The sequence below is a fragment of the Kribbella jiaozuonensis genome (assembly GCF_005233875.1).
GTDB lineage: Bacteria > Actinomycetota > Actinomycetes > Propionibacteriales > Kribbellaceae > Kribbella > Kribbella jiaozuonensis.
Genome location: NZ_SZPZ01000006.1, coordinates 1 through 26,928, shown reverse-complemented (window position 1 = coordinate 26,928; position 26,928 = coordinate 1). Strand labels below are relative to the sequence as shown.

Below are 26,928 nucleotides of genomic sequence, written 5' to 3'. Positions count from 1 at the left end.
GAACACCTAAACAGTAGCACCACGAACTATCGTGCCTACGAACTATCCGGCCACCGGACTACCATGGGGTCATGGTGACGACGACGGCTCGGGATTCGGACCTCGCGAGTGCGCTGGTCCAGACGATGCACCGGCTGCAGGACCTGCACGCCGAGACCAGCCGGCCGCTCGGCCTGACCCCGCAGCAGGCTCATCTGCTCTGCGTCCTGATCACCGGCCCGCTCGGCATGACCGAGCTCAGCCGCATCCTGAGCATCGAGCGCTCCAGCCTGACGAGCATGGTCGACCGCCTCGAACGCCGCGACCTCGTCGCCCGCGTCGCCAACCCCGCCGACCGCCGCGCCTGCCGCATCGAGCTCACCCCCGCCGGCAAGGACCTGGCGCACCAATGTCACGACGCGGTCGTCGACCGCATCGCGACCTTGACCGGAGACCTCCCGGCCGCCACCCGCACAACCCTCACCACGGCCCTGAAGTCGATCCTCACCCAGTGACCTACCAGTTCGCCGACCACGCCGGCGCCCGCATCGCCTACCGAGCAAGCGGTTCCGGCCCGGCCGTCGTACTGATCAAGAACAACCGCCGACCGTCCGACTTCCCGATCGCCGATTGGCTCGCCCAACGATTCCGGGTCCTGCAGATCCACCCGGTCGGCTTCGGCGCCAGCGACCGCCCGAACGCCTACGACTTCGGCAACATCGGCGACCAGGTCCTCAAGGTGCTGGACCGCGAGGGCATCGACCAGTTCGCCGTCTGGGGTTTCTCACAGCCGGCCTGCATGTCCGCGATCGCCGCCCGGTCGACGGATCGCGCGACTGCGCTCGTCATGGGCGGTGTCCCGCCGATCGGCTTTCCGGCCGACGGAGAAATGCGCCGGATGGAACGCGAGCCACGGCTCCCCCGACCCGCGCTGGAGTTCTGGCGGAGCTATCGCTCGTACGACTGGCACCACGAGCTCCGGCTCTACCCGGGCGCGAAGATCGCGTACCTCGGCACCGAGGACCCAGCGATCCGTCGCTTTCGCAGGCTCAAGCCCGTCCTGGAAGGCATTGGCTTCACGTACCTCGAGTTCGCGGGCCTGACCCATTCCACCTGCGGGTTGGGCGACGCGTCGGCCGATGGTCGGCGCGTCGCCCAGGCCGTCGTGGACTGCCTGATCAGCCGCGGCGCGGTCGCTTCAGAGTGAACGACTCGAACTCCGACAGCTCACCGCCAGGCCCGAGTACGTCGTAGTACGTGACCGCCATCGTGGTCTGACCGCCGGGGTGACCGGGGTCGACCGTGAACGCAGCAAAGCCGTACGGGTGGGCGGCGTTGCGCGAGGCGGACCAGGGGGCCGGCTCGGTGACGTAGACCGGCGGACGCTTGCCGGTGGTCGGATCCGGTGCGCCGACCGAGGTGATGACGCGGCAGGCCGGCGGGTTGAAGAGCACGCCGTTCGAGCCCACCGACGTACCGCCGCCACCGATGACCATGTGGACGGTGCCCTTCGACGTGTCGACGACATCGGTCCGCGTTGCGGCCGGGATCGGGGTCAGTGTCTGGTTGGGCTGCTGGCCGCGGATCGGGTGCGAGCGCTCGTAGTGGTGCTCGTGCCCGCAGACCACGAGATCGACGCCGTACTTGTCGAACAGCGGCACCCATTCCTGCCGGATGCCGAGGTCGGCGCCGTTGGCCTGGTCCGCGCTGCTGACCACGACCTGGTGCATGCAGACCACGATCCAGTCGATGTCGCGATTCGCATTCGTTGCCTTGAGCTCCTTTTCCAGCCAGGCCTTCTGCGCGCCGCCGGAGTACCCGCGGACGTAGCTGTTGCCGCCGTCCTGGTAGCAGACGTCGTCGTTCGCCAGGCTGATCACGCGCACCGAGCCGACCGTGAACGCGTACCAGAGTCCGCGCGTCACGTCCGTCTGACCGGTCTGGCGCGGCAGCGAGAAGTACGTCTGGTACGCCTCGTAGCCGATCGGGCCGTTGCCGAGCTCGTTCTCGTGGTTGCCGGCCGACGGCATCCACGGGCGGTTGCGTGCGCTGCGGGTGTTGTTCTCCCAGAAGTCGTTCCAGGTCCGCACGCGATCGTCGGCCAGGTTCGCGTAGCAGAGATCGCCGTTGAACAGGTGGAACAGCGGACGGACCCGCTCGACCCCGGCAGTGACGTCGCCCGCGGCCGGCGAGCCGAGGTTGTCGTTCACGAACGGCGGGTTCGGGATCGTCACACCGGGCGGCGGTACGTACCGCTTGCCCAGGGTCGGCGTGCCCTGGTCACCGAAACTGGTGAAGGTGAACTTGGCCCGGCCCTTCGGCGCGGTGTGGAACGTCCCGAACTCGGCCTCGGCCCCTTCGTGTACGGCGGCGTACACGTACTCGTTGTTCGCCCGCAGCCGGCTGATCCGGGCGTGGTGGACGTACACGTTCTGCCCGGACTTGGCGTCGGTGTAGCTGGTGCTGACCGCGGTCACGGTCCGCTCGAAGTCCCCGTCCGGACCACCGAGCAGGACGCGCGGCCGTCGTACCGGCTGGCGACTGTGCCAGGAGACGACGACCTCCGACGCCGCGTCGGCGCCGAACTGCAGATGCAGGCCGCCGACCCGGGGTGTGGTGACCGGGTCGGCGGCAGGCGCGGACTGCAGGACCGGAGCGGCCTGGGCGGGCGCTGCGGTTGTCAGCAGGGCCCCGCCGGTGACGACCGCGGCAGACGCGAGAATTCCACGCCGTGAGAAGTGCGACTCGAACAGCTCTTCGTCATCGATCACACTGTCACGCTGAGCGCCCCAGATGAATCCGGGGCCAATTCACTACCGCCTGCCGCCGAACTCCCAGGGATGTACCTCGGCGTCCGCGGCCTGCAGCAACTCGGCCGCAGCTGCCGCGTCGGGCGCTTCGACCAGACCCGCTCGCCCTACGTGTACGTCGCCGTCGAGCAGGTCGCCGTACACGATCAGGTGGTCCGACGTCAGCGGTCGCGGGCCGTCCTTGGTGAGGACGAGGTAGCGGCCCAGGCCCTCGACGGCGGTCGTGAACTCCCACATCGTGCGGCCGGTGTGGTTGTGGAAGCGGTACAGCTCGACCGTGTCGAACGCGCCGCCGAGGTAGTACGGCTCGTCGTACGCGAAGGTCTTCAGGGCCTCGTCGTCCGGGAGGTCGACGATGTGCAGGCTGCCGGTCGACTCCTCCCGGTCCTCGGTGAGGGTCGGGCCGCGGGCGATCAGCTCCTCGGCGTACCGGTCCATGAAGGCCCAGTGCTCCTCCGTCAGCCGCCCCTTCAGGTCGCCGGTGCCGGCCCGATCGCGGCCGTGGACGAAGTACTGCGTCACTGGCCGGCCAGGTGCAGACGCAGGATCGTGTCGTAGTCGACGATCTCCACCCCGACCGCGGGCACCACCGTCTCCTGGCTCGGGACGATCAGCAGCTGCCGCGGGTCGGTCACCTCGACGTCGTACTTCGACTTCACCTGCGAGCGGTTGTCCGCGGTGCCGAAGTACTCCGCGTACTGCTCGAGCTCGGCGGCGCTCTCGAGGATCGGCGTACGGAACGAGCGACGACGCTTCTTGCCGTTGACCACATCGACGACCGGGAGCTCGAGGCGACCGACGATGTGACGGCCGTCGGCGCGCTCGAGGATGAAGTCGGGCTGCAGGTCGTCGTCGAGCGACGGCTGGCGGAGCAACCGGGTCGCGCCGAACGTCGACAGCAGGATGCTCTCGTGCTTCTCGAGGAACTCGTCGACGGTCGCGTCCTGCAGACCGTGCGCGAGGTACGTGCTGTCGAACGCGTCCGCCTTCAGCTCGGCCGGGTCGACCGGCAGGCTGATCGTGCCGATCGGGTCGAGGTGCGGCTGCGAGTTGGAGTAGTTGCGCAGGAAGTCCAGGTACTTGTCGACCGGCTCCGAGCGGTGGATCGCCAGCGCGAAGAACACCCAGTGCGCGCGCAGCGAGTCGCCGGTGCCGTGCACGAGCAGCGTCCGGTCGAAGGTCGAGTAGTTGCCCGGCGCGAACCGCAGCAGCTCGTCCGCGGGGCCGACCACCTCGGTGCCGAGCATGTTCGCCGCCGTCGGGAACCGCTTGTCCAGCGACTGCCGGCCCTGCTCGGTCGCGATCGTCGCGTCCTTGAACCAGTTCTGCCCTTCGAGGTTCGCGACCACGGTGCCTTCGCCGACTCCGAAGTACTCCTCGACGCTCGCCCGCTTCTGCCGCCGTACTTCGGGGCTGCGGTACTCACGGCTCAGTCCGACCAGTTCGAGGATGTTCCAGTCCGGCGTCTCGGTCAGCACCATCATCCGCGGGAACAGCATCGGCCCGGCCAGCTCACCCCGGTGGCTCACCGGCAGGTGCCCGGCCGCCTCCTTCAGGTGCTCCCCCCAGAACTGTGCGTTCACCTTGACGAACTCAGTGGGTTTCATTGCTCTCCTCGCTCGGACACTCCGTCATAACCGACAACTCCCGCCCAAGCAGACCCTATTCCCCACCGGCGTGGCGCACAGGCCGAGGCCCGGCCGGGGGCGTTCCCGGCCGGGCCTCGACGAACCGCGTGGATCAGCCGCGACCGACCGTGATCGTCGCCGAGGTCGTGACCGGCGCCAGCGATGCGTCGTCGGTGTACGGGCGCATCGAGTCGTTCGTGACCGACACCGTGACGGTGCCCGGACGCAGAGCGGTCAGAGTGCGGGTCGCCGGATCCAGTACGGCGACCTTCCCGGCATACCGCGCCTTCTTGATCGCCTCGGAACCGGACCCGATGGCGAGGCCCGACGAGCCGCTCCAGTGCACCGACATCGGGTAGCGCAGCGGTACGACGCGGGTACCGGCGCCGACGCCCTCCGGCTGGACGATGCTGCCGCTGAGCTGGGTGGACGTTCCGGCCTTCAGCGAGGTCGGCGCGGTGAGCGTGATCGACTGCGCGAACGCCCTTACGTCGGCCTCGAGCCACTGCTGGTCGGCCGGCTTGTGTGCGTCGATCGACCAGTCGACCCATCCGGTGAAGCCGCCGCGGTCCGGCGTACCGTACGGGTCCTTGCCGGAGGACGGGAGCACCGTGTACGGCACGCCCTCGACGCGGTGCACGTTGGCGACCTGCGCGTGCGAGCCGACCATCGCGGCGCCCTTGTCGGTCTTGCCGCGGAAGTCGGTCAGCATCTTCTCGATCAGCGCGACCTCGTCGCGGTCACCGAGCTGGCTGGACTTGGTCTCCTCCGGGTCGTCGACCGGGTGGTGCGCGAAGACCATGACGTTGTGGATCGACCGGTCGTGCGCGGCGCTGTCGAGCGCCGTCTTCAGCATCGGGAGCTGGTCCCAGTCCGACGCACGAAGGCTGCCGAGCGAGCTGGCGAGCAGGATGAAGCGGGTGCCCTTGTGGTCGAACGTCCGGTACGGCTGGCCGAACTCCTTGGTGAAGTTGGTCAGGTCCTGCTGGACGTTGTTGAGCCCGTACGACTCGTGGTTACCCGGCACGTAGTAGCACGGGACGGTTGAGCCCTTGGGGTTCGGCGTGCTGTTCGGCGGCGGCTCGTGGCCGACCGGGATCAGGTCGCAGCCCGCATCGGTGAGCACCTTGCGCGCGAGCGTCAGGTCCTCCGGCAGACCGCGGTCGGTGATGTCGCCGTTCAGGACCACGAGGTCCGGGTGGGTCTTGCGGATCCGGGCGAGGGCCGCCGTCGCGACCTGCGACAGGGCCGGGTTGTCGGCGGTGAACTGGACGTCCGACAGCGTCGCGAACTTCCAGGTGTCATGACCGCCGGCCAGACTGCCGTCGGTCGAGACGAGCGGATCGGCGACGAGGTCGGGCTGGGCCGGGAGGTCGACCGACGTCGGTACGTCGGCCTCGAACCGGTCGAGCACGAACGTGCCGGCCTTCTGCTGGGCGACCGCGGTGTTGATCCCCTGGAACGACGAGATCGAGATCGGGTACACCGTGTTGGCCGGCAGCGTCCAGGTGACGTTCTGGTAGTCCGGGCCTGCCTTGAGTCCGGTGCCGTACACGCCGAGGGACTTGCCGTTCCCGTCGATGAGACCGACGTAGTCGAGGCCGCTCGGTACGTCGATGCTCGACTTGATCCGCAGCCGGAGCCGCAACGGCTGGCCGGGGACCTGGATCCGGTTGGCGGCGCCGTTGGCCGAGATGCCGACGTTCCGCATCGCGGGGAAGTCGATGCGCAATCCGTCCGGGTCGACCGAGCGGGTCGTGGCCGCCGTACTGTTGTTGTTCCATCGCGCGAGGACGTCGTCGTCGAACTCGTACAGGACCTTGGTCTGCACGCCGACCGTGATGGGCAGCTTCACCGACTGGCCCGCGGCCGAGATCGTGAGGATCGTGCCGGCGTTGGTGAGCGGGGTGATCTTCAGCTTGCCGTCGACGGACTGCACGTCGACGACGCTGTGGTCGTAGTCCAGCTTCAGGTCCCGCGGGTCGACCGGCGCCGTGTAGCCCTGGTCGTCGCGGCCGGTGACGGCGACGCTCACGGCGTCGGCCGCGGTCGCGTCCGCGATCGACAACTTGGCGGTCGACGGCTTCAGGCTCTTCAGCGGCCCGAGTACGTCGACCTGCTGTGCCGCGTGGGTCTTGCCGTACGTCGTACTGACCGTGATCGGACCGTGTGATCCGGCGGTGAGCGAGCCGTCCTTGATGCTGCCGCCCTTCGCCTTCCACACCAGCTTCTTCGGGTCCGGCGTGACCGGGGTCAGGTGGTTGTCGACCGCCTTCACGGCGAGCCGGCGGTGCATTCCCGGGAAGACCTTGATGCCGCCGTCGGCCGCGGCCTGACCTGCGCCGGGCTTCAGCAGGAGCTGGTCGACCTTGCCGTCACCCCGGCTGACGAAGACGCCGACGCCGTTGGGGTCGTTGCGCTCCTGGCCGTCCGACGGGTTGTTACGGACCGAGACGCCGTCCTCGCCGAGAGCGCGGGCGACCATCGTGGTCGAGCCGCCGCCGTCGAGGTTGACGGCGGTCTCCACGCCGCGGGCCGCGAGTTCCTGGGCCTCACGGTCGATGCCGATACCGCCCTTGCCGGTGCCGCCCGGGCCGTCCCAGGTGGCGAGCACGAGGGTCCGGCCGCCGTTCTTGAAGCCGAGCGCCGTACGCGGGGCGATGGAGGTGTCGAGGCCGGGGACGACCTGGCCTTTATTCACGATCGTGCCGCCCTGGCCGAGGGCGAACTTCATCGTCTTGGCAACGTCGTTGGCGAGTGCGTAGTGCAGCGTCAGCGCATCGCCCGGCTGCAGCGCCCGGAGCGCGGTCGCCGATGCGTCGCGGCCGACGAGGTAGAAGCCGTCCGCCGGGATCGGGCCGGAGCCGGCCGTCGGGCTGACGCTCACGACCTTGCCGTTCTGGACAAGCACTTCGGCGAGGTCGGTGACGCCGGCGAATCCGCGGGCGCGGCTGTATTCGCCCCAGGCCGGGGTGTAGGCGACCAGACCGTTCGCCGGTACGCCGCCACCGTTGGCAGCGTTGAGGGTCAGGACCTTGTGGTCGGTGCCGGCGAACGTCGCGGTCGCGTCCACGGCCAGGTCGACCAACTGCGCGATGCCGTCCTTGCTCACCCCGACGTGCTGGCGGCCGCCGGCGTCGGCGGACTTGATCAGCTGACCGTTCTGGACCTCGCCACCGAGCGCAGCGTTGCTGTTGCCGATGTCGAAGAACTCGCCGTTGACGCCCGCGACCGCTCCGGCCTTGTTGGCGGAAACGCTCAGCGGGCCGCCCGAAGCGACCGGGCCAGAGGTGAGCAGGTCGGTGCTGACGGCTTTGTCAGCGAGATCGATGCTGAGGTACTGCGCGTCGACCCAACCACGCTGGTCGACGCTCTTCACGTGATTGAGCGCGATGCCGGGCCCGACGAGTTCGGTCGTGTTGACCAGGGCGAGACCCCCGGCCGGCGCGTCGGCGGCGTACCCGAGAGCCGGGAGGGACCACAGGGATGCGGCGGCCGCGGCGGCCACCATCCCTGTCGCCAAGCGATGACGAGATTTCACCGTTGACCTGTGCTTTCTGAAGGCGCGATGGCAGGAGCTGCCACTCTTCACCTGCTCGACAACGGTTCGGTTAACCGTTGACGACGCCATCAGGTCAACATGTAGGCCAGTTACCGCTCGACCACGCGCTGGTACTTCCGCCGCCGCCGCGAAGTCGGCAGTCTGTACCGGTGGCCAATACTGAGGTTTTGGGAAGTCTGCGTTCAGCGGACGGTCAGGGAATCGTGCACATCGAGAACCGGTTCCGCGCCGGCATCGACGATCTGTGGTCGGCCTTCACCGATCCCAGCCGGCTGGCCCAGTGGCTGGGCGACTTCGAGGGTGACCTCGAGCTTGGCGGCAGCTACCAGGCGCACTTCTTCTCCAGCGGTGCGAACGTCACCGGCCGGGTCGAGGCCTGCGAGCCACCGCGCCACTTCACGGTGGCGAACAAGGGCGCGCAGGCCTCGAACGAGCAGGTCGTCGATGCTGTCCTGACCGCCGACGGGGACGACACCATCCTCGTGCTCGAGCAACGCGGCCTCCGCCTGGACTGGATCGCCGCGTTCGCCGCCGGCCTCCAGATCCACCTAGAGGACCTGGCCTCCCACCTCGCCGGCGGCGGCCGGTGCGACTCCGACGCCCGCATGAGCGAACTCATCCCGGCGTACGAAGCCGTCCCGATCGACGGTCGCTAACCTCGGCTACTTGAAGCGGCGTACTTCGTGGGGCCAACCGCAGGCCTCCGCGACCTTGCCCGCCCACATCTTGGCGGTCTCGTCGTCGGGCACGTCGACCACGGCGAACCCGCCCAGGAACTCCTTGGACTCGACGTACGGCCCGTCGGTGATCAGCACCTCGCCACTGGTCGGGTCGGCCGCGTAGATCGGGCCGTCCTCCTCTTCCAGTCCCCCGGCGAACACGTACACCCCGGCCGTCTTCATGTCCTCCACAACCGCCTTGGCCAGCGGCCCGCGCCCGCGGAACCACTCCTCGGTGTGGTCACCCACCCACTGCTGGTTGAAGTACATGAGGTACTCAGGCATGCCTGCTCCTTAGCTAGGGCGGACCCCACGCCCGCCTCCACCCACGCTACGAACACCAAGACCCGATTCCGACACAACCAGCAAAAGTTTCTACAAAGCCGCTCCTACAAGCTGAACGCGATCGACCGCAAGATCAGCGCCGCGAAGAACACCGCCGTAAACGCCAGATCAAGCGCAAACCCCCCGGCCCGCACCGGCCGCAACCGCCGCCGCACCGGCGCAATCACCGGCTCGGTCCAAGCATGCGTAACCGCCCGCAACCGCCCAGCCCACTGCGGGCCGTTGGCCAACACCCCTGTCCAGTCCAACACCATCCGCACAATCAACAAGAGGATGAACGCCGACAAGACATACCCAATAAGGTCACCGATGAGGCTCATACCCAACTCCTCCAACACGACCAATCCAGCCGCACCACCAGTATCCCCACCACCCCAACCACAGGCGGTGAGCCAGCCACCCAACCCAACCACCACAGGTGAGCGAGCGACCTTTATGACCACTGGCTGAGAGCGGTGCGAAGGAAAGCGTCGCGCCTTTCGGTGACGGCAGCGGCGCCCAGGAGGCTACCGTCGTCGGCGAATCCCGCCCAACCGTCCATCACCGTCGGCGTGTTCAGCGCGGCCACGGCATCCCAATAGGGCACGCCGACTGCCTCCCGGCCCGCCTGCCGCTCCCAGCCCTCCAACACATGGGACGGCGCGTCCTGGCCGTACTGAAGGGTCATCTGCATCCGCAGGCTGCCGAGATCGACGCCCGGATTACCAGCCCCGGCTGTATTCCAGTCGATCAGCGCAACGCAACGGTCACCCTCCCACAGCATGTTGCCGCCCCAGGCGTCACCATGCACGAACACCGACGCGACTGCCGGCATCCCGTGCGACCTGACCCGCTCGTCGGCCTGCTGCAGCAAAGGTGTGGTCGGCATCAGGCCCCGCCGGCGTTCATCGGCGCGGTCGTCGACGGCGCACGGCCGGGGCCGGTATGGCAGGTGGTCCTGCGGATCCAGCCTGAAGGCGTGGACCCTGGCAAGGGCCGCTCCCGCTTCGCGGAGGCGGGCGACCGAAACCGTCGGCGAGAGACCGGCACTGCCGGGCAGGAAGGTCTCCAGGGTGGCGACGGTTCCGCTCGCCTTCCCGTCGAGATCCGAAGCGATCAGCCGCGGCGCGGCCAGGCGATGAGTCTCGGCCAGCTGAAGCGCGCGTGCGTTCGTGATCACCCACGCGGCGGCGATCCATCCCCGGACAGGGACCTTCAAGATCACGTCCCTGGTCCGGGCCGCCGGTCCTTCGATCCCCAGCCGGAACGTGCCCGAAGGGCGGTGCTCGCCGCGGGTCAGGCCCTCGGCCGAAACGACGCTCGTCCCACCAACCGCCTCGGCCGCCCAGCGCAGAACCTGGTCATTCGGCATCTTGCCTGTGTCTGCTCCTGCCATTTCATTACGCTATGACGCAGCAGTGGCTTCCCAACATACAGTTAGAGGTGTACGCGGGCTGCATCGATGGCCAGGACGAGGGCGGACACAGCCGGACACTGACACCCATACATGACGATGGCCCCTGGTCTGCGTTTCCGCAGGTCAAGGGCCATTGTCACGCTTGCTGGAAGCTGGCGGCGGGTGCAGGGTTCGAACCTGCATAGGCATACGCCGACAGATTTACAGCCCAGTCCACAAACGCCTTCTTACCAGCAGAAATGCCCCTTCCTGCCACCCTCAGGGCATGGCTAGGGCGCGCCTACTCCTCCTTGCAAGGTCCGATGCCCCCGTCGCCGTGATCAGTGTTGACCTGGCCAGTTCGAGGTGTGTCAGTCCTTCGGCCGAGCGTCAGGAACCGCGGACACGCACGGAGCTGCATGGTTGGCTCCAAGTGACCGGCTGGTCGCCGTCAGGCGAGCTTCCCGTCGGTCGCCCAGATCGCTCGGCCGATGCCAAGAGCCGGCCGGCCTCGCAGCCGAACCCCGATGAGGGCGGGGTCGCGAGTGATCTCGGTCACTTCAACCGATACGCTACCTACCCGACGGCACCGTGAGTGCCACCCACCACAAGAATCTGTGGAGCGTAAGTGGGCCGACGGGAAGCTCTCTGGGCGGCAGTCGTCGCCGTCGGTCTTCTTTGGGTCGGCCAGGTGGGTGGCCTCGCGCTCGATAGGGCAGCTGGCCTGGATAAGTGGCCCGGTCCGCTCGACTACGTCCGGCAGCATTCGTGGTGGTTCGTAGCTGGCACGACGATCGCTCTGACGGCACTCATCCTCCTGGGACGCCGCTGGGTCGATCGAGGCCAAGTAACCAGCGGCCCCGGACCCACGATTAACCTGCAGGGTTCGACCTTCAACGGGCCGGTCGCGCTCTCGCAAGGCGCAGGCGCGCCGGCGATGAGCAGCGCGGCGCAACCCGCTGAGGAGCTAGCGCAACCGCAACTCGAGAGGAAGCCACGGTCGCAGCCAGTGGTCCTGTTCTACGCGTCCCCATTTCTCGACGGCTCGTGGCGTCAGAGACTTCTGACCACAGCAAGGGCCGTCAACCCAGACGCACTATGCGTTCGGCTTGAAGAGCAGAACATGAAGCTTTCGAACGTCACTGCGATCGTGATTGCGTTCTCCGCGGCTCAACAGGCGCTGGTCAAGAAGCGGACGCTCGCCAAGATGAGAAGTGCCAGGGAGAGCTATCCCGAAACTCCTCTGATCTTGGCTGCCGTGGACTTCGCAGACGAGCCGATAACGACCGAGGACGGCCACCGCCTCCTTCAGGCGGCGGGCTATGATCTAGACGACGCCCAGTTCATCATCTGCGCCACCGAAGACGAATTTCAATCAAGCCTCTCCTCGAATTTGCTATTTACAGTTGAAGTCGAAAATATGCAGGCCCTCTTAGACCAGGCCCGGAATACCCGCATCTCTGACCGGGAGATTGAGTGATGACGAGCAGTAGCGGCGACCTTCACATCGAGTGGCTCGTAGCTTGCCTGTCACCCGGAGACGTTGCTCCACATCCGAACTTCAAAAGCGACAGCGCGAAAGGCGCAGAGTTACTTGCTCTCGTGGTTCAGTTCAAGTGGCGAGAATATGCGACCTATCGCGACCTCTCAGAGGACGGGCAAGAGAACCAGCCTGGAACCCCCATCGAGCGATATGCGATTCCAGACGCCGCACGGCAGGCTCTTGAATCCGTAAGCATCCTGGATGGTCTTAACCGCTTGGTCGCCGAGGCGGAAGATGACGAGCTGGCATTGGGGCAACGGGCGGCTGCTGCTCTTCTCGCGGCGATTTCGAGCAGCGAACTCGACAAGCCGGACGCTTACGTCAGCTTGCTCGCAGAACTCGCTTCAGCTATCCAGGATAGTACCCTCGGCGGCTCCTCTTCCCGTAATCTGGCGACCGGAATTCTACTTCAACAATGCGCTTTTCAATCCCTGCAGTCCGGTCGTAAGTCAGAAGCACGCGCGTTTGCGAGCAAGGTAGTTGAGACTCTCGCCGATCTAGACGACGACTGGGACGATTTCGCAGTATCTAGAGGTATCAGTTGGAATGCGGCTGTTTCTCAGCGTCGACTGACTGAACTAACGACCAGTAATGCGCGGTCCCTTCTCGTAAATACTGGAGATCACCTCGACCGATCGTGGACCGAAGTCGTGAGGGCTCCGTTTCCGAATGCAGCTGCACGCCCAGTACAAGATGCATTGTCAGCGATGACCACAGTCGTCGATGAGATATTCAAACAGAAGTATTCACCCAGGGGAAGACAGGGCATTATCCTGGGAGGTGGCGACACCGCGCTTCAGCTCCTGTACTCATCGCTGCTAAATGCTGAATTAACGGGAAATATGGCTCGCACGGCACGGCTGCGCCAGACAGTGGGAAACGTGTTTGCCGTCAGACTGTCAAGCGAGCCGAATTACCTAGAGTGGTACGAAGAGGCGATCCGGCTATTCAGGCAGGGAGATTCTGAGGATCACCTCCGCCCGTTCCTTGACAACCTAAGAGCTCAGGGCTCGTTCGCCACCATCAAGCTCGCGGCTGAGAAACTAATCGATACGCGAAACAGCCAGGAATTTGTTACTAGTGCGGATCTAGCTCTGATCGACTTCGCGGCCGATCTGATTTCGACGCTGCACTGTGACCGCGGCCTAGGGTTAGCAATCAGGTATGCCAGCCAGAACGCGAGCGGTCGGGTCAAAGGGTCACGCGCGGCGGACTGGTCGCTCGTTGAAAAGGCACTCAAGACCGCCAATGCGATCGTTTCTGGAAATCGAAAAGTTGACATGGAGTACATCGCTTCCTCGACCCTAAAATTGGTCGACTTCCCGAGATCAGCAGCGGATCAATTGATATTTTCGGCCATGGCCAGGTTGGCATCGAAAATCAATTGGCCGGCTGTCTCAGTGGATGTTCGCGCGGAATGGGCCAAAACCGTTGAGGTGGCAAGTCAGTCGCCAGACGTTCTTGCTATTGATTGCATTCGAGTGTACGCAGCGCTTGACGCCCCGAAGCCCAAAGAGGTGCTTTCTAGACTTGATGGGCTTGAGCACACCGCAGCATTGATAGAAGGCCTGCTTGGCGAACCGCCATCGAGTGCAGATCTGGACAAGGCCGTCGAAACGGTCGGAAGCACATTAGATTCCATGCGACAAGACGCTGTAAATGGCGTTTATACGGGATATACCTGGTCGCCATTCGCGATGGCGGCCTATCTCATTGCATCCCAGGGCAGAACAGATCTTTGGCCTCGCCTAACGGCCGCGTTGAGTGATCCTGCGTTACCAAACGACGGGAAGCTCGATGCACTAGATGCCCTGATGTCTCATGCTTGGCCACTTAAACTGCCTCCTGAAGTTAAGTCCGAGTTGACCTCGAAGAGTATCCCGTGGGCAGGCCATGACTTAGACCATACGTTTTTCGCACTGCCAGAGGGGCAATTCGACGCCGCGTGTCGGAGCTTCTATCTAGCGTTCGATATCGCAACACCCGAAGAAATGCAGATGGCAACACTGCGCGACGTTGGTTCGAGAGAAAGTAGAGTACGCAGCGAGGCTGCACGGGCCTGCTTTTTCGCGGCGGTCAGCGCACCGGCGCTGGAATGGCCAGAAATCATCCTGATACAGCTGTCTCACGATCAGGATCCTCGCGTCATGCGCAACGTTTCTAAATGGCTGGCATACCTCAGTGTGCTGCCAGACTTGGCCCTAGGAAACGCGGTAGCCGACCGCGTCATTTCGCTACTTGCCAGGCCGGGTCTTGCTGTGGCGCTTGGAGCTTTGGAGGGTTTGGCAGCAGCAAGACGTGATCAGGCGCTCACTCCCGAGACCCTATGGTGCGAGCAGGAGGTGCGTGCTCTATTCGACTTGCATGGTTCGCGAATTGTCAGGGATTCGGCTGAGACCGTACTCAATCTTTATGGCCGCCGACCAACTGTGGAGCACCGAGAGTGATTAGCATTTGGGAAATGTAAATTTAAGAACTTCTTGATCGCCTGGATACTGGGTTAGAGGTTCGAGTTCGCGGAGAACCCAGTCCCATCGAAAGTTGTCGGCGACTCGATCCCCTGTGCCGTATACAACAGGCTTGAGCGATGCGGCCGAGCCGTCATGGGGATCGATCACTCGCACTCCCGCATAGCGGAGCACAGCCAGCGACGCTAGCCAGGCCGGGTGGCCGGCTAGGTCGTCTTTGGCGAACGGGACTGCTGCGATGGGGGTACGAGAGCCGAGTGCCGCGCACAGGATCGTGAGCGGATACGTGTTGGCGCTGCCGTTCGCCCAGGCGTTGAGCGTATTGAAGGTGGTCGGCACCACAGCCACCGCGTCTGCTTTCGGCGTGCGCTTAGGCTCGCCGGGACCGCGGTTGCCGCTGACGACTGAAACCTCGGCTAGATCCTGCCCTTCAAGCCATGGAAGCGCAGCGTCCGTTGGGATGACATAGGGCTGCCAGCCTCGCTCGCGCGCTGCGCGCACACCGTCTTCAATCCGGGACGCCAGGGGTGCGCCGCATGCAACGATGTTACTCGGTCGCGGCAATGGTCGGCCTACGGACGCAGACATCCGGAAGGCGTTGCACAACTGGGCTTTCAGCAAGGTCGCGCGGGATGGAGTGCCGATCGTGCAGGCTGTCCCGCCAACGGAGTACGAGTCGGCTATCGAATGGCTGAAAGGAAACACACTGGACGTGGCGGACCTTGAACAGAACGAGGTCCTGTCCGGTGTGCTCGACAAGCTAGCTACCCGCAGCGACGGGAAGCCGGCCGCAGCAAAGACGATCACCAGGCGGCGAGCGACGTTGCACGCGGCGATTCAGTACGCCGTACCGCTCGGTCTGCTGCCTGCCAATCCGCTCGACACGATCCAGTGGGAATCACCGCGGAGCAGCGTCCGAATCGACCCGCGTCAGCTGCCCAACCGAAGTACCGTCAAGCGGCTACTGGCTGAGATCCGTGATTTCTGCCCATGGCTGGAGGCGTACTTCGCCTGCCTCTACTACGCGATGATGCGGCCCGCAGAAGCCAGGCACCTGAGCCTGGACAATCTCATCGACCTTCCGGATGAAGGTTGGGGCGAGCTGTTGCTCGACGGCTCTACACAGCAGACGGGCGCTCGCTGGAGCGATGACGGCTCCGTACGACAGGAGCGTTCGCTCAAGCACCGACCCGACAACACCACCCGGCGAGTTCCGGCGGATCCAGAACTCGTCCAGGTGCTCAGGCGGCACGTCGAACTCTTCGGTGCTGGGCCGGACGGCCACCTGTTCGTCACCCGCACGGGACGCTTCGGCCGCCCGGTCCCCGTGGCCTACTGCAAGCCGGTGCACCCCAACACCGTGAGCCGAGTGGGGGCCAAGGCTCGCCACAAGGTCCTGACCGACGATCAGGTCGCCAAGAAGCTCGCGGCCCGGCCGTACGACCTTCGGCACGCCGGCATCACCTTCCAACTCAACGGCGGCGTGACTGCAACGCAGGTCTCGGAGTGGGCGGGCAACTCCGCCAAAGGTCGTCTTGGAGGTCTACGCGGGCTGCATCGAGGGCCAGGCCCAGACTGCCCTCCGGGTCCTCATGGCAGCGACGGCGTTGGAGGAGGCCTCTAGCTAGGGCAGGAATAGGGCAAGGACAGCCGTAGATCACCGGACGCGGCCGGACACCACCGGACACAACACGAGAGCCCCTGGTCTGCGTTTCCGCAGGTCAGGGGCTCTTTTCTCGCGTGTGGCGGGTGCAGGGTTCGAACCTGCGTAGGCATACGCCGACAGATTTACAGAGGGGTGATGCCCTCGCTCTGACCTGCGCAGAAACCTCTCGGTGCCGGGGGCTCCGCACTGGTTCCGCACTGCGAGCCTCGACTGCTCTCACTTGGGCTTCCAGAGGCCGACCGCGATCAGCACCGCCAACAGGGCAGTCAACGCATAGACGAAGAGAAAGACCTTCGGAACCCAAACCTCGCGCGAGGTGAATGTCCGGTAGATGCTCGGCTTCCTCCCCTCACCGAGTGCCTTCCATTCCGCAAGGAAGATCGCAGCCGGAAGATCTTCTTCAATACGATTTATGACTGCGAACTTCCCCTTATTCAATTGCCCAAAAGATAAAATGAGACTGGTCCATGCTAGCGAAAGGATGCAACCCGTGATTGCGAGAACAACAATGCCTGCAGCTTGTAATCGAGGATCCTTTCCATTGCTCAACAGCAATCCGATAGCCGTCAGCAGCGCGCCGTTAATTGTCAAGAAGAAAGTATTTACTCCTTGACGACGGCCCACTAAAGCCTCAGAGCTGGCCACCATAATCTTGTAGAGCTCGAAGAGTCGTTGCCGCTCCGCTTCCTCTACGGGCACACCCTTGGGAAACAGGTCGTCATCGAAGCTCGACGGCGTCGCCATCGTCTTTCCCCTGTTCGCGAGCCGTCGCCTTAATCGCCTCAACATAAGGCTCATCCTGAGCGGCAACACTCGGCGCAAGATCCTCGTAGGGAACGAGGGATTCATGCGAGTCATCCGTCTCCAACATCCACGCAACCCACGCGTTATGTACGTCTGAGGCGGTCACACTGACCCCCTTGGCAAGGAGGAGAACTGCGTACATTCGGAACAAATCCGAAGCATCCTCATCCGGAAGCCTTTTCGAAGGGATCTTGGAACGGATACCTTCTGCCAGTCGATCAATATAGTTCATTGCGCTCACACCCAGGTATTGAGCCACTTTACGATCTGCGCGAAGTCCCAACGGATCACATTCTCGGGACCCAAGCCCGCGGGAATAGTGTGAGTTTTGTCTTTATTGATTTGGATCCCGAAAGCATAATTGCCCTGCCGCGCAGTCTCCGCAATCTCCCACAGCACAGCTTCCGACTGATACGTTGTTGGCCCGATCAGAACAATCGTGCCCTTAGTCTGTCCGATTCGGATTTTGCAATTTGTCTTCCATGAGTTGTCCCATGGATTCTTAACCGAATAGTCCACAAACTCTATGGCATTATTCTTGTCCTTGGCGTGCTGAGAGAGAAAATCCCGCGCCCATTTGTCTTCCATCTCGAAACTAACGAATGCCCGAGGAGGAGCCATTACCAGCTATTCCTTTCAGAGAAGCGCTTGATGCCGGAACTGAGGGCTGCATTATGCCCCCATCCGATGATTATTGAAAGTCCCATCAAACGAGTCGTTCAGCCCGCAGGCCGCGACTTGCGCGGCCTGGACGCATGCCAGGTCTGGATCGTCTTGGGCTTCCATCCCGGCGACCGGCCGAACATTCGATCCGGAGCTGGGATCTGCTGACGAGCAACGTAGGACCGCACGGTTGAATCGGAGACGCCGAGGAAGGTTGCCACGTCGTCTGTCATCCACCAGTCAGTCGGCAAGTTCGTCCCTTCGTCGGTCATGGTCACTTCTCGCGCCAACTGAGTGGGGAAATCGCCAGCGCCTCATCTGCCACCCGCCGAGCCGTGTCCGTCTTGAGGGAGGCGTAAGACGTGTCGATCCAGCTTTGAACGCGCTGAACTCCGAGGTCGCGATACTCGACCGCCTGAATGAGGCATTCGAGCTTGTCAGCATCCCGAGCGCAGATCGCCTCTAGAGACGCTTTGTCCTCGTATTCTTCGACTGCTTTGATAACAGAGTCCGCGATCGGCTCAGCCATCCCGGCGACCTGATCTTTGGTGATATCAACGTTCGGCTTTGCGTCCACGTACGGTCGAGCACTATGCGGGATATCCCCGATCCGCGTCTCCTGCGAATCGTGCCAAAGGCCCATGTAGGCGGCCTTCGCAGGGTCACCACCTTCCGCCGCCGCAATCAGGCCAGCCAATTGCGCGACGCGCAGGCTGTGCTCTGCGATCGATTCGGGATCACGGACACCGGCATGCCACCATCCGGACCGCCGTTGACGCTTGAGAACGCCCATTTCGAAGGCGAAAGCTGCGACGGCAGCCGCTTCCTTTTTGTTCTGCTCATCACTCATCGCATGCTCCCTCATTTAGCGCCCTGCGAGCTGCGTCGCGAAGCGTAGGTTAGCCAACTCAGTACGCGCATGACGCCCAAGCTCGGCGGTATCCGCACTCTCGATCGCCAGCATGGTTCGCTGACGCAAATCCGAATCGGACTCAAGCAGTTCCTTCCTGGCCATCACTAGACACAGCAGGCTGTGAATGTTCATTTCTGCATTTCGCGGATCATGCAGATGGGTAATCAGGTGTTCGATCAAGCGGCGGCCGGACCAGGTGTTCGCACCAAACTGAACCATTTCTCCATCGTCGGCGTAGGTGTCCGGTATCTCACCTAGCCAGTATGCCCAATAGGTCAGGCTCGCAAGCGTCTGATCATTGTCTGAAAGCGTGCCCTGAATGAAATGGCGGACTGGATCAAGATCTCCTTGCCGAGCAATTGCAAGTGAGGCTGTCCGACTAAGGATTCCGGACGGCAGGTCTCGCTCATCAATAGAACGTGCTGCGGTTCGCCGATGTTCCCGCGTGAGCCATTGCGCGGACTCTTTGCGCTCATCAAACGCCAGCATATATGTCGCCTGCCGCCTCAGGAGGGTTTCGCGATTTCCGGCAACCTCAGCCGATGTGAGCATCTGATCGAAGAACTGTCGCTGCATTGTTTTGGAGAGCTGGGGCCGGTCAGCAACGGGGCCGCGCCCCCTGGGCACGGGCAGATGCCTAACAGTCGAGGGCACCACCCCGGTAAATGGCCACGTGACGAGCGATACGAAGCTTCGCCGGTGAACGCTGCTGGCCAACGGGTTTTCCCACAGGGGGATCTCTGCGCTACCAGCTCGAATCGCCGTCGTCAGGAACCCATCCGCCTCGATTGCCGAGGGCAGCATGGCCGTGGCGACAGCCGGTGCCCCGAGCATCATCATCCGCTGACCGAGGCGGGAGACGTCGACGGCCCGCAGAGCCGATAGCGGCCTCCTGCCGCTCTCCCAGCCCTGAATCGTGTTGTCGTCCACACCGAGGCGCTCGGCGAGGTCCACCTGAGTGCATCCAATGGCACCCCGCATGAGCTTGAACAGGTACCCGGACACGACCCCAAGTTCGGGCACGTCGGCGGAACCCTTCGCGCCAGTCAGGGTTTGCCCTCGACTCATCGCTCCGCACCTCCGCTCGGACTCCGGCAGGCCCTCGGTAACCCGTACCGCTGGTCAGTTCATCACGAGTCGGCCTCGCAGCACAGTTGAGACATGCCGACCAACCCAGTCTTGCAATACAGCGCAACTGCTGTAAAGCTATACAGCAGTGGGCGCTGTATTCGACTCCCTGAGTACGACCTCATAGCGACGCCCCGGCGGGTGCAACCGCCGAGGCGTCTGGGCCGCACAAAACCATTCGCTAGAAGGAGCACAACCCGTGAACATCATCTACCTTTCGCCCCTCAGTGGCGAGGAGCCGACCCCGGCCGAGCTGGCCAAGATCGAGCGTGACGAGTGGCCGCTGATCGCGGCTGACCTGGAGCTCCTGGACGCGGAGATCGCCTACATCAACGCGGGCCCGGCCGCCTCGGACCTGGACCGGCGCCGGGTCCGCCGCGCGGAGCACCAGGTCTTGAAGGTCGCCCGCGACCTGGCCGACCGCGACCCGGAAGCGGTGGACGTCGCATGACCGCGCAGATTGCCGAGCTGCCCGTGTCCGATCTCGTGAAGATCGATCTGGGCTGGTGGAAGCTCGCGGGCTACGACCTCGTCCAGGTCGTCTCGCCCCGTACGGCGCTGGGAACGGCGTGGATCGTCTGGCACGGCGACCACCTCATGCACACCACGGACACCCTGCCCCACGCGGGCGGCTGGGTCGCCAACCACCTCAATGGAGGCGAGGCGCGATGAGCACACCCGAGCAGACCGGTGGGGTTATGCCGGCAAAAATCCAGGGGTCTGGTGTGGAGCGGTTGCGGGCGTCGGCGGCGGAGGCGTCGCAGGTGCGAGCGCTGTCGACGCACCCGGACGTGGTGGCGCTGCGGGTGGAGTCGATCCGCACTCAGGTTGACGTCTCGATGTGGGTCGGGATCGTGCTCGGTCTGGCCTTCACGATGGTCAACGTTCAGGCATTCGCCGCACAGGGCGCGTCGTTCGGGTCGCTCCCGTGGATCGCTGCGTGGCTGCTCGACCCGATGGTGTCGCTGGTCCTGATCGCCGTGTTGCGCGCCGAGCAGATCACCGCCCGCTATCAGGTCACCGACCACACCAAGTGGATCGGCCGGACCAAGCGGTTCGCGTTCGTGGCGACCTATGCGATGAACACGTGGCAGTCGTTCCTGCACGCAGACGTAGCCGGGGTCGTGCTGCACTCGGTTCCGCCTCTGCTGGTGTTCTGCGCTGCCGAAACCGCACCAGTTCTGCGAGACCGGCTGACCGAAGCAGTCCTTCGAGCTGAGCAGCAGGCCGCCCAAGCGGCCGGGACAACCGCGGCTGTCCAGATCGAGGAGGCGGGGGCATCTCCCTCCCCGGTCAACGCGGCACCGGCGGCTGAGCTGCCAGCAGCCCCGAGCGGCCCGGAAACGGCTACAGGAGACGAGATGCCCCCCGCCGCTGACAAAGCACCGTCGAAGCCGAAGCGTCCCCGCACAACGGCTTCCAAGGCCGCCAAGAGCAGCAAGACCACGACGACGACCGGCCGCAAGTTCCTGGCTGACTACGTGGCTGACGCCCTGGCCGCGATCGACACCGGCGGCATGCCGGACGAGATCACCCCGGCGTGGGCACGTCACACCACCGGCTGTTCGGCAGGGCTGTCCGCAAAGGTCGCGGCCACCGTCCGCGCCGAGCTGCCCACCACGCCCTCTCAGACCATCCACGTCACTGTGCCGGACGCTGTCCGGTCGGCGGCGTAACCCAGAGCCGGAGGCAGGTTCATGGACAACGTGCACAAGCTCTACCCCGACAACAACGACGACGGCAGCGAGCTGGACGGCGGGATCGTGTTCACACCAGCCGAACGCGTCGACCTGCCCGCCGACGAGATCACTGACGCGGACGTGATCGAGGCTGAGGTCGCCGAAGGCGAAATCCTCACCGAAGAGGAGTCCGCCGAGCTGGACCGACGTAGCGCCAACCGTGGCGTGGTCGCCGTACGCAAGGCCGTGGCCGGGACGCAGGTCGCGACCCGCGTCGTGGTCCGGGTCGGCACCCACGACCGCACCAAGACCGCCGGAAAAGCCGTGCTGCGCGAGGGATTCACCGTCGTGCAAGGTGTCGAGTCCTGGCTGAAGCGGGCCTGGGACGCCTCGACGCAGGGCACGTACCGGCGGATGATCAAGGCCGCCGAGCTGGCGGGCGACCGCGACGAGCTGAAGGAGTGGACCGACCGCAAGGAGGCCGCGACGGAACGCCGTCACCGTCGCCTGATGGACCTGCCGAAGCTGGCGTGGGGCGTCTTGAAGGTCACCGTCGCGATGACGATCGGTGTCCCGTTCCTGGTGCTGCTGCTCGCGATCCTGACCAAGGCGACCGGGCACGGCTCGTTCACCGGCGTGTGGCTGGGGTTCTTCGCGCTGATCGGGTTCCTGATCGCCGCCGGTGCGGTGGTCTGGACAGGCCTGTCGATCGCTGGGCCGTTCCTGCTGGTGCTGGGCGCATGGCGTGAAGGCAAGCGCCGTGCGATGCCGCCTGCGTGGCTGGTCACGACCGCCGACGCCGAATGGGACGTGGCGATCGATGAAACCACCATCGCGAAAGCCCTTGAGGCGCTGCGAATTCCGTCCATCACGCAGTACCTGAAAGCCGGTCTCAAGCTCCAGTTCATCACCCCTGCCCGCGTCGACGGGCGCGGCACTCACGCCGTGGTCCGGCTTCCTGCTGGCGTGACGGCGGACAAGATCGCGCGCCGCCGTGGCGACCTCGCGACCGGTCTTCACCGGGCGTCTAAGGAGGTCTGGCCCAAGACCGGCAGTGAAGCCGGAATCCTGGACCTGTGGATCGCTGACAAGGGCGCGCTGGCCGAGGGTGCCGGGGACTACCCGTTGTTGTCGGGTGGCCTGGTGGACGTGTTCAAGGGCGTCCCGGCGGGCCGAACGCTGCGCGGTGACGAGATGCTCGCGCCGATCATGGAACGCAACACGATGACCGGCGGTATTCCCGGTCAGGGCAAGTCGACTGCTGCCCGCGACCTCATGGCCGGATGCGCGCTCGACCCGACTGCCGAGCTGCGGATCTGGGTGCCGGACACGAACTTCGACTTCGAGGTGTTCAAGCCCCGGTGCGCGTCGTACGTGATGGGCGCGGATGACGATTCACTGAAAGCCATCCGTGACCAGCTCGTGAACGTTCACGAAGAGGTCCAGCGGCGCGGTCAGTTGCTGGTGAACTTCGAGACTCCCGCCGTGACTCGTGAACTCGCGTCTGCCGGTGTCGGTCTGCACCCGCTGGTCTGCCTGCTCGAAGAAGCGCACGTGGCGATCACGCACGAGACGTACGGCAAGGAGATCTCCAAGCTGCTGATCGAGATCGTGAAGCTAGGCCGCAAGCGCGGCATTCACATGGTCATCTCGACGCAGGCACCGACCAAGGATTCGATGCCACGCGACATCACCCGCAACTGTTCCAACGGGATCGCGTTCGCGGTCGGCGACCACGTCGCCAACGACGCACTCTTGGGTCAGGGCGCGTACGCGGCCGGTCACCGGGCAACCGAGCTGATCCCCGGCACCGACCGTGGAACCGCTGTGGTGAAGGGATTCTCCGGCGAGCGCTCGGAGATCTTGCAGTGGTACTACCTCGACGTTGCCAAGGGCAATGACCAAGTGACCCCGCTGATCAAGCGGTCGCTGGACGCGATCGCCAAGCTCGGTAAGACCGTCCAGACCACGCAGCTCGCAGCACCCGAGAGCCGCGACCTGCTGGCCGACCTGGACGCCGTCCTCGGTGACGAGCCGGTCAACAGCGCTGATCTGCCTGCGCTGCTCAAGCGGCACGCGCCGACCTGGCTCCCGTACCAGGGGCTGACCGGCAAGGCGCTGCGCGAGCTGCTGGCCGACGAGTACGGCATCAAGGTCCCGTCGACCGGGAACCGCTACCCCATCGATCCGACTACCGTGCGTGAGGCAATCGTCCAGCGCGAGCAGGCAGCCAGCGACGCCGAGGCGACCGCAGACGATGGGGACGAGGCTGCGAGTTAGGTCCTCGCCACGGGTCCGGATACCCACGATTCAGCCGCTCTGGGCGGGTATCCGGACCGCCACCTAACCCGGCTAACTCGCTAACTTCCCGCAGGTCAGAGCCGGATTACCTGAGATCCCGCCCGGAGTTACAGACCTAACCCGAAACCGCCGACCTAACCACCTCCCTAACTCCAACCGAACAATCATCGGCCGGACGCCAGCACAGCGCCCGCCCTGGCCCGTCACACCCTCATTCGACTACAGAAAGTGATATGTCGTGATCGCCGTCCCGGCACCTTCCCCACACCCGTCGCCGACCCTCCCGCCGCTGCCACACCTTCCCGAGCTGCCGACCGGCCCGATGCGGTCCGTGGCGCTGGTGACCTCCGCGGTCGCTGCGCTCGTGCTGCTGACCGCCGCCTACCTAGCCACCTGCCGGATCTGGCCCTACGCCAACTGCGGGCGCTGCAACGGCTCGGGCAAGTCCAGATCGCCTAGCCGTAAGGCGTTTCGCAACTGCAAGCGCTGCAAGGGGACCGGCCGCCGCGAACGCACCGGGACCAAGTTCCTCAACCGCCACAAGACCCACTGACCGCAGGAGGGAACCACGATGACCGCACAACCGATCGACCGAGCCGTTCTGCACCCCGCCGCGTCGCGCTGGATCGAGCTGTGGAACGGCCAACAGGCTCTCGGCTGGGATCTTCACGGGACGCCGGTGTTCAAGTTCCGGTGGGCACCCGGCGGTCTGGCCACCCGCCGTCAGCTCCGCGCGATGCGCATGTGTCCCGGCGGTCACGAACCGTACGCGCTGCTGGTGTGGCGCAACGGACAGCGCTGGGCCTGGCTCTACCGGCTCGACCTCGCCAAGTCGTCGCGGACGCCGTCCCCGGCCGTGCTGAACGCGCTGGACAAGGCCATGACAGCACGTCGCACCTGCGGGCAGTGCGGCCGGGAGCAGACCTACTGCATTCCCACCTCTGAGGGGCGATGCGTGGACTGCATCGATGCCACCAACTACGCGTACGCCGCCTAGCCGACTCGAGAACGGAGACACCGATGAACGGCCTGCTGCCCGCCGCTCTGGACGCCGCCGAACGTGGATGGCCGGTGTTCGTGCTCGGGCGCTCCAAGCGCCCCGTAGCCAACTGCGAAACCTGTCGACTCGCTACCGACCACGACCCGGCCACCTGCGGTCATCTGACCTGCCATGGCTTCTACGCCGCGACCACCAACGCTGACCGGCTCGCCGCCATCATCGCGGCCGTCCCCGGCGGGCAGCTCGCTATCCGCACTGGCACGGTGTCCGGCCTCGTCGGCGTGGACGTTGACCCCGCCCACGGTGGAGGTCACAGCCTGTCTGCGCTGATGGCTGACCAGCTCGTGCCGCGCACGCTGCACGTCCACACCGGGTCCGGCGGGCTGCACCTGTACTACCGCCACCCCGGCCAGCACATCGCATCACGCCCCATGCCGAACCGGCCCGGCATCGACATCAAGGCAGACGGCGGATACCTCGTCTTCCCGCCCTCGATCCATCACCGCACCCACCGCCCATACGTGTGGGGTCAGCCCGCCGACCTGGTGGAGATGCCCCCCGCCCTGATCGACGCCTGCCAGCCGCCACCGGCCGCCCTGACGAGTTATGCCGGCCAAAATCCCATGCCCCTCGCGGCCGGGGGCATCTCCCACCCGGACGCCTTGCTCAGCTCGATTCTCGACACCGTCCGGCACGCACCCAAGGGCAAACGGCGAACCACGCTCTACGGCGCATCCAGAGGCGTCGCGCGGATGGTCGCGGCCGGTGCCATCGACCAAGCCGCTGCCGTCGCAGCCCTCACCGAGGTAGGACACCAAGCCGCACAGACCGAGCGCGAGATCCGAGCCGCCATTACCGGCGGATTCCGCGACGAAGGGATCGCCGCAGCATGAGCGCCCACCAACCCGCGCCGGACTGGCTGCCACCACTGACCGAGCCACCCGACGATCTGCCCGACTACCCCGACACCGATCCGTGGGCACCCACTCCAATCCGGCCCGGGGTTGTCGTACCGCGTACATCGCAGGGACCAGTTTGGGATAACTCGCCGGTGCCGCTTACGACTGACCGGATCAAGCGCGCGTTCCCGGTCGCTGCGTTCCCGGTATGGGTGCGCGACGCCGTGGAGGCGGTGGCAGAAGCTACCCAGACGCCTGTGGATCTTGCGGCGTCGGTGGGTCTTGCGTGCCTGTCGACGGCGGCCGGGGGCAAGGTGCTCGTGCGCGTAAACCGGTCGTGGGTTGAGCAGGTCAACGTGTACACGGTCACGGCGTTGCCGCCGGGGTCACGCAAGTCACCAGTGTTCCGCGCGATGACCGAGCCGCTGACCGACGCCGAGACAGCGCTAGCGGAGCTGCTGGCTGATCGACGGACCGAAGCCGAGTTGGCATCTCGGATTGCTCATGCCCGCGCTGAGGATCTGGCCCGCAAGGCGGAAAAGCCGGGAGCGAATCCGCACGACGCGCTGGCCGACGCGACCCAGGCCGCGAAGGAAGCCGCCGCGATCGTGGTCCCCGAGCTGCCCCGGCTGATGACCGATGACGTGACCCCGGAATCGTGTGTCTCGCTGCTAGCCAAGCAGGGCGGCCGGATCGCTGTCCTGTCGGCCGAGGGCGACGTGTTCGCCACCCTCACCGGCACCCGCTACTCAGCCGCTGCCAATCTCGGTGTGTTCCTCAAAGGCCACGCGGGCGACAAGATTCAGGTCGACCGCAAAGGCCGCGAGTCCGAGTCGATCGACCGGCCCGCGCTGACGCTTGGAGTCACGACACAGCCGGGATCGCTTGCAGGCTTGGCGAATCAGCCCGGTTTCCGTGACCGGGGCGTGCTGGCGCGAATCCTGTACAGCCTGCCTCAGAACACGGTCGGCGAGCGGAACCAGGAACCCGATCCGGTACCCGAGGAGATCGAGGCCGCCTATTCGGCCCACCTCAAAGGGCTCGTGCTGACGCTGGCCGAACGCGACGAGCCGTACCGGCTCGACCTGGACCCCGACGCGTACGCAATCCTCCTGGACTTCATGCGGTGGCTGGAACCGCGCCTGCATCCGGTCACTGGTCAGCTCGCTGCGATCACCGATTGGGCTTCCAAGCTCGCCGGGGCAATCGTGCGGGTCGCTGCCCTGCTGCACGTCGCCGGGACCTACGAGACGGGCTACGGACAGCCCATCAGCGCCGACACGATGGCCGCCGCCGAACAGGTCGGCCGCTACTACCTCGACCACGCCCTAGCCGTCTACGACCTCATGGGAGGCAGCAACCACACCGAACGCGACAACGCCCGCGCCGTCCTTGCCTGGATCACCACCAACAGCGGCGACACCGTCACCCGCCGCGATCTACTCC

At 65.1% G+C, this 26,928-nt stretch carries 27 protein-coding genes; 14 read left to right on the top strand and 13 right to left on the bottom strand.

The genetic code is table 11. The features are described from left to right. Positions 1-71: 71 nt before the first annotated feature. Positions 72-494, top strand: a complete 423-nt coding sequence (locus FDA38_RS35365) for a MarR family winged helix-turn-helix transcriptional regulator (RefSeq protein ID WP_137258566.1) — start codon at positions 72-74, stop codon at positions 492-494. Beyond that, the gene (locus FDA38_RS35360; protein ID WP_137258565.1) at positions 491-1,186 is read left to right on the top strand and encodes an alpha/beta fold hydrolase; all 696 of its coding nucleotides are present in this window, start codon (positions 491-493) and stop codon (positions 1,184-1,186) included. The genes FDA38_RS35365 and FDA38_RS35360 overlap by 4 nt, the downstream gene beginning before the upstream one ends. Here the strand turns inward: FDA38_RS35360 and FDA38_RS35355 are convergent. The 4 genes from FDA38_RS35355 to FDA38_RS35340 form a co-directional block, all read right to left on the bottom strand. After that, the gene (locus FDA38_RS35355; protein ID WP_137258564.1) at positions 1,158-2,750 is read right to left on the bottom strand and encodes a purple acid phosphatase family protein; all 1,593 of its coding nucleotides are present in this window, start codon (positions 2,748-2,750) and stop codon (positions 1,158-1,160) included. The genes FDA38_RS35360 and FDA38_RS35355 overlap by 29 nt on opposite strands. A 42-nt stretch (positions 2,751-2,792) precedes the next feature. Then, positions 2,793-3,311, bottom strand: coding sequence for a YciI family protein (locus FDA38_RS35350; RefSeq protein WP_137258563.1), 519 nt, complete (start codon positions 3,309-3,311; stop codon positions 2,793-2,795). After that, the gene (locus tag FDA38_RS35345) at positions 3,308-4,396 is read right to left on the bottom strand and encodes a hypothetical protein (protein WP_137258562.1); all 1,089 of its coding nucleotides are present in this window, start codon (positions 4,394-4,396) and stop codon (positions 3,308-3,310) included. The genes FDA38_RS35350 and FDA38_RS35345 overlap by 4 nt, the downstream gene beginning before the upstream one ends. Before the next feature lie 133 nt (positions 4,397-4,529). Beyond that, positions 4,530-7,940, bottom strand: a complete 3,411-nt coding sequence (locus FDA38_RS35340; protein ID WP_170989983.1) for a phosphodiester glycosidase family protein — start codon at positions 7,938-7,940, stop codon at positions 4,530-4,532. A gap of 206 nt (positions 7,941-8,146) precedes the next feature. Here FDA38_RS35340 and FDA38_RS35335 point away from each other — a divergent pair, with 206 nt between their 5' ends. Beyond that, complete coding sequence (locus FDA38_RS35335) at positions 8,147-8,635, top strand: SRPBCC family protein (RefSeq protein WP_202878000.1); 489 nt, start codon at positions 8,147-8,149, stop codon at positions 8,633-8,635. 6 nt (positions 8,636-8,641) lie between these two features. Here the strand turns inward: FDA38_RS35335 and FDA38_RS35330 are convergent, their stop codons facing one another. The 3 genes from FDA38_RS35330 to FDA38_RS35320 all read right to left on the bottom strand — a co-directional run bounded on the left by FDA38_RS35330 (position 8,642) and on the right by FDA38_RS35320 (position 10,418). After that, positions 8,642-8,983 carry a YciI family protein gene (locus FDA38_RS35330; RefSeq protein ID WP_137258559.1) on the bottom strand — a complete coding sequence of 114 codons (342 nt, stop codon included), beginning with the start codon at positions 8,981-8,983 and terminating at the stop codon, positions 8,642-8,644. 104 nt (positions 8,984-9,087) lie between these two features. Continuing rightward, the gene (locus tag FDA38_RS35325; RefSeq protein WP_137258558.1) at positions 9,088-9,363 is read right to left on the bottom strand and encodes a YggT family protein; all 276 of its coding nucleotides are present in this window, start codon (positions 9,361-9,363) and stop codon (positions 9,088-9,090) included. A gap of 113 nt (positions 9,364-9,476) precedes the next feature. Continuing rightward, positions 9,477-10,418 carry an aminoglycoside phosphotransferase family protein gene (locus FDA38_RS35320; protein ID WP_137258557.1) on the bottom strand — a complete coding sequence of 314 codons (942 nt, stop codon included), beginning with the start codon at positions 10,416-10,418 and terminating at the stop codon, positions 9,477-9,479. Positions 10,419-11,046: 628 nt separating this feature from the next. Here FDA38_RS35320 and FDA38_RS35315 point away from each other — a divergent pair. Beyond that, positions 11,047-11,898, top strand: coding sequence for a hypothetical protein (locus tag FDA38_RS35315; protein ID WP_137258556.1), 852 nt, complete (start codon positions 11,047-11,049; stop codon positions 11,896-11,898). Next, the gene (locus FDA38_RS35310; protein WP_137258555.1) at positions 11,898-14,408 is read left to right on the top strand and encodes a hypothetical protein; all 2,511 of its coding nucleotides are present in this window, start codon (positions 11,898-11,900) and stop codon (positions 14,406-14,408) included. Before FDA38_RS35315 ends, FDA38_RS35310 begins: the two co-directional genes overlap by 1 nt. Here FDA38_RS35310 and FDA38_RS35305 read toward each other — a convergent pair whose 3' ends face one another. Further along, positions 14,409-15,017 (bottom strand): flavoprotein, encoded by a 609-nt coding sequence (locus FDA38_RS35305; RefSeq protein WP_137258554.1) that lies wholly within the window; start codon positions 15,015-15,017, stop codon positions 14,409-14,411. It abuts the gene before it with no gap. 124 nt (positions 15,018-15,141) lie between these two features. Here FDA38_RS35305 and FDA38_RS35300 point away from each other — a divergent pair, with 124 nt between their 5' ends. Next, the gene (locus FDA38_RS35300) at positions 15,142-16,053 is read left to right on the top strand and encodes a tyrosine-type recombinase/integrase (protein ID WP_137258553.1); all 912 of its coding nucleotides are present in this window, start codon (positions 15,142-15,144) and stop codon (positions 16,051-16,053) included. 258 nt (positions 16,054-16,311) lie between these two features. On the opposite strand, the gene FDA38_RS35295 is transcribed toward FDA38_RS35300, so the two are convergent. The 5 genes from FDA38_RS35295 to FDA38_RS35275 all read right to left on the bottom strand — a co-directional run bounded on the left by FDA38_RS35295 (position 16,312) and on the right by FDA38_RS35275 (position 19,543). Further along, positions 16,312-16,839, bottom strand: a complete 528-nt coding sequence (locus tag FDA38_RS35295) for a RipA family octameric membrane protein (protein ID WP_202877999.1) — start codon at positions 16,837-16,839, stop codon at positions 16,312-16,314. Further along, positions 16,814-17,131, bottom strand: a complete 318-nt coding sequence (locus tag FDA38_RS35290) for a DUF7701 domain-containing protein (RefSeq protein WP_137258551.1) — start codon at positions 17,129-17,131, stop codon at positions 16,814-16,816. The genes FDA38_RS35295 and FDA38_RS35290 overlap by 26 nt, the downstream gene beginning before the upstream one ends. A gap of 5 nt (positions 17,132-17,136) precedes the next feature. After that, complete coding sequence (locus FDA38_RS35285) at positions 17,137-17,520, bottom strand: TIR domain-containing protein (RefSeq protein WP_137258550.1); 384 nt, start codon at positions 17,518-17,520, stop codon at positions 17,137-17,139. 316 nt (positions 17,521-17,836) lie between these two features. Beyond that, the gene (locus FDA38_RS35280) at positions 17,837-18,412 is read right to left on the bottom strand and encodes an HD domain-containing protein (protein WP_137258549.1); all 576 of its coding nucleotides are present in this window, start codon (positions 18,410-18,412) and stop codon (positions 17,837-17,839) included. A gap of 15 nt (positions 18,413-18,427) precedes the next feature. Further along, positions 18,428-19,543 carry a helix-turn-helix domain-containing protein gene (locus FDA38_RS35275; protein WP_137258548.1) on the bottom strand — a complete coding sequence of 372 codons (1,116 nt, stop codon included), beginning with the start codon at positions 19,541-19,543 and terminating at the stop codon, positions 18,428-18,430. Between the two features lie 259 nt (positions 19,544-19,802). On the opposite strand from FDA38_RS35275, the gene FDA38_RS35270 reads away from it, so the two are divergent. From FDA38_RS35270 to FDA38_RS35235, 8 genes are all read left to right on the top strand, one after another. Next, positions 19,803-20,054 (top strand): DUF6284 family protein, encoded by a 252-nt coding sequence (locus FDA38_RS35270; RefSeq protein WP_137258547.1) that lies wholly within the window; start codon positions 19,803-19,805, stop codon positions 20,052-20,054. Then, on the top strand, positions 20,051-20,275 hold the full coding sequence (locus FDA38_RS35265; protein ID WP_137258546.1) for a hypothetical protein: 225 nt from the start codon (positions 20,051-20,053) through the stop codon (positions 20,273-20,275). Before FDA38_RS35270 ends, FDA38_RS35265 begins: the two co-directional genes overlap by 4 nt. Further along, positions 20,272-21,279: a hypothetical protein gene (locus FDA38_RS35260; protein WP_137258545.1), complete on the top strand. Its 1,008-nt coding sequence runs from the start codon at positions 20,272-20,274 to the stop codon at positions 21,277-21,279. The genes FDA38_RS35265 and FDA38_RS35260 overlap by 4 nt, the downstream gene beginning before the upstream one ends. A gap of 21 nt (positions 21,280-21,300) precedes the next feature. Beyond that, complete coding sequence (locus FDA38_RS35255; RefSeq protein ID WP_137258544.1) at positions 21,301-23,562, top strand: FtsK/SpoIIIE domain-containing protein; 2,262 nt, start codon at positions 21,301-21,303, stop codon at positions 23,560-23,562. A 259-nt stretch (positions 23,563-23,821) separates the two neighbouring features. Next, positions 23,822-24,136 carry a hypothetical protein gene (locus FDA38_RS35250; protein WP_202877997.1) on the top strand — a complete coding sequence of 105 codons (315 nt, stop codon included), beginning with the start codon at positions 23,822-23,824 and terminating at the stop codon, positions 24,134-24,136. Between the two features lie 18 nt (positions 24,137-24,154). Further along, entirely contained in the window at positions 24,155-24,580 is a 426-nt protein-coding gene (locus tag FDA38_RS35245) for an RRQRL motif-containing zinc-binding protein (RefSeq protein WP_233715119.1), read from the top strand. Between the two features lie 23 nt (positions 24,581-24,603). Then, a complete protein-coding gene (locus FDA38_RS35240; RefSeq protein ID WP_137258543.1) occupies positions 24,604-25,476 on the top strand; it encodes a bifunctional DNA primase/polymerase in 873 nt (290 codons plus the stop codon). 263 nt (positions 25,477-25,739) lie between these two features. After that, on the top strand, positions 25,740-26,928 hold a 1,189-nt coding region (locus FDA38_RS35235), incomplete at its 3' end, for a YfjI family protein (protein WP_170989982.1).

Coding starts and splice junctions, on each gene's coding strand:
- FDA38_RS35295 (WP_202877999.1), bottom strand. CDS start 16,839: ATGGCGACGCCGTCGAGCTTCGATGACGACCTGTTTCCCAAGGGTGTG.
- FDA38_RS35245 (WP_233715119.1), top strand. CDS start 24,155: ATGACCGCACAACCGATCGACCGAGCCGTTCTGCACCCCGCCGCGTCG.
- FDA38_RS35280 (WP_137258549.1), bottom strand. CDS start 18,412: ATGAGTGATGAGCAGAACAAAAAGGAAGCGGCTGCCGTCGCAGCTTTC.
- FDA38_RS35265 (WP_137258546.1), top strand. CDS start 20,051: ATGACCGCGCAGATTGCCGAGCTGCCCGTGTCCGATCTCGTGAAGATC.
- FDA38_RS35290 (WP_137258551.1), bottom strand. CDS start 17,131: ATGAACTATATTGATCGACTGGCAGAAGGTATCCGTTCCAAGATCCCT.
- FDA38_RS35325 (WP_137258558.1), bottom strand. CDS start 9,363: ATGAGCCTCATCGGTGACCTTATTGGGTATGTCTTGTCGGCGTTCATC.
- FDA38_RS35260 (WP_137258545.1), top strand. CDS start 20,272: ATGAGCACACCCGAGCAGACCGGTGGGGTTATGCCGGCAAAAATCCAG.
- FDA38_RS35365 (WP_137258566.1), top strand. CDS start 72: ATGGTGACGACGACGGCTCGGGATTCGGACCTCGCGAGTGCGCTGGTC.
- FDA38_RS35305 (WP_137258554.1), bottom strand. CDS start 15,017: ATGTCTGCGTCCGTAGGCCGACCATTGCCGCGACCGAGTAACATCGTT.
- FDA38_RS35285 (WP_137258550.1), bottom strand. CDS start 17,520: ATGGCTCCTCCTCGGGCATTCGTTAGTTTCGAGATGGAAGACAAATGG.
- FDA38_RS35330 (WP_137258559.1), bottom strand. CDS start 8,983: ATGCCTGAGTACCTCATGTACTTCAACCAGCAGTGGGTGGGTGACCAC.
- FDA38_RS35310 (WP_137258555.1), top strand. CDS start 11,898: ATGACGAGCAGTAGCGGCGACCTTCACATCGAGTGGCTCGTAGCTTGC.
- FDA38_RS35275 (WP_137258548.1), bottom strand. CDS start 19,543: ATGAGTCGAGGGCAAACCCTGACTGGCGCGAAGGGTTCCGCCGACGTG.
- FDA38_RS35255 (WP_137258544.1), top strand. CDS start 21,301: ATGGACAACGTGCACAAGCTCTACCCCGACAACAACGACGACGGCAGC.
- FDA38_RS35345 (WP_137258562.1), bottom strand. CDS start 4,396: ATGAAACCCACTGAGTTCGTCAAGGTGAACGCACAGTTCTGGGGGGAG.
- FDA38_RS35320 (WP_137258557.1), bottom strand. CDS start 10,418: ATGGCAGGAGCAGACACAGGCAAGATGCCGAATGACCAGGTTCTGCGC.
- FDA38_RS35240 (WP_137258543.1), top strand. CDS start 24,604: ATGAACGGCCTGCTGCCCGCCGCTCTGGACGCCGCCGAACGTGGATGG.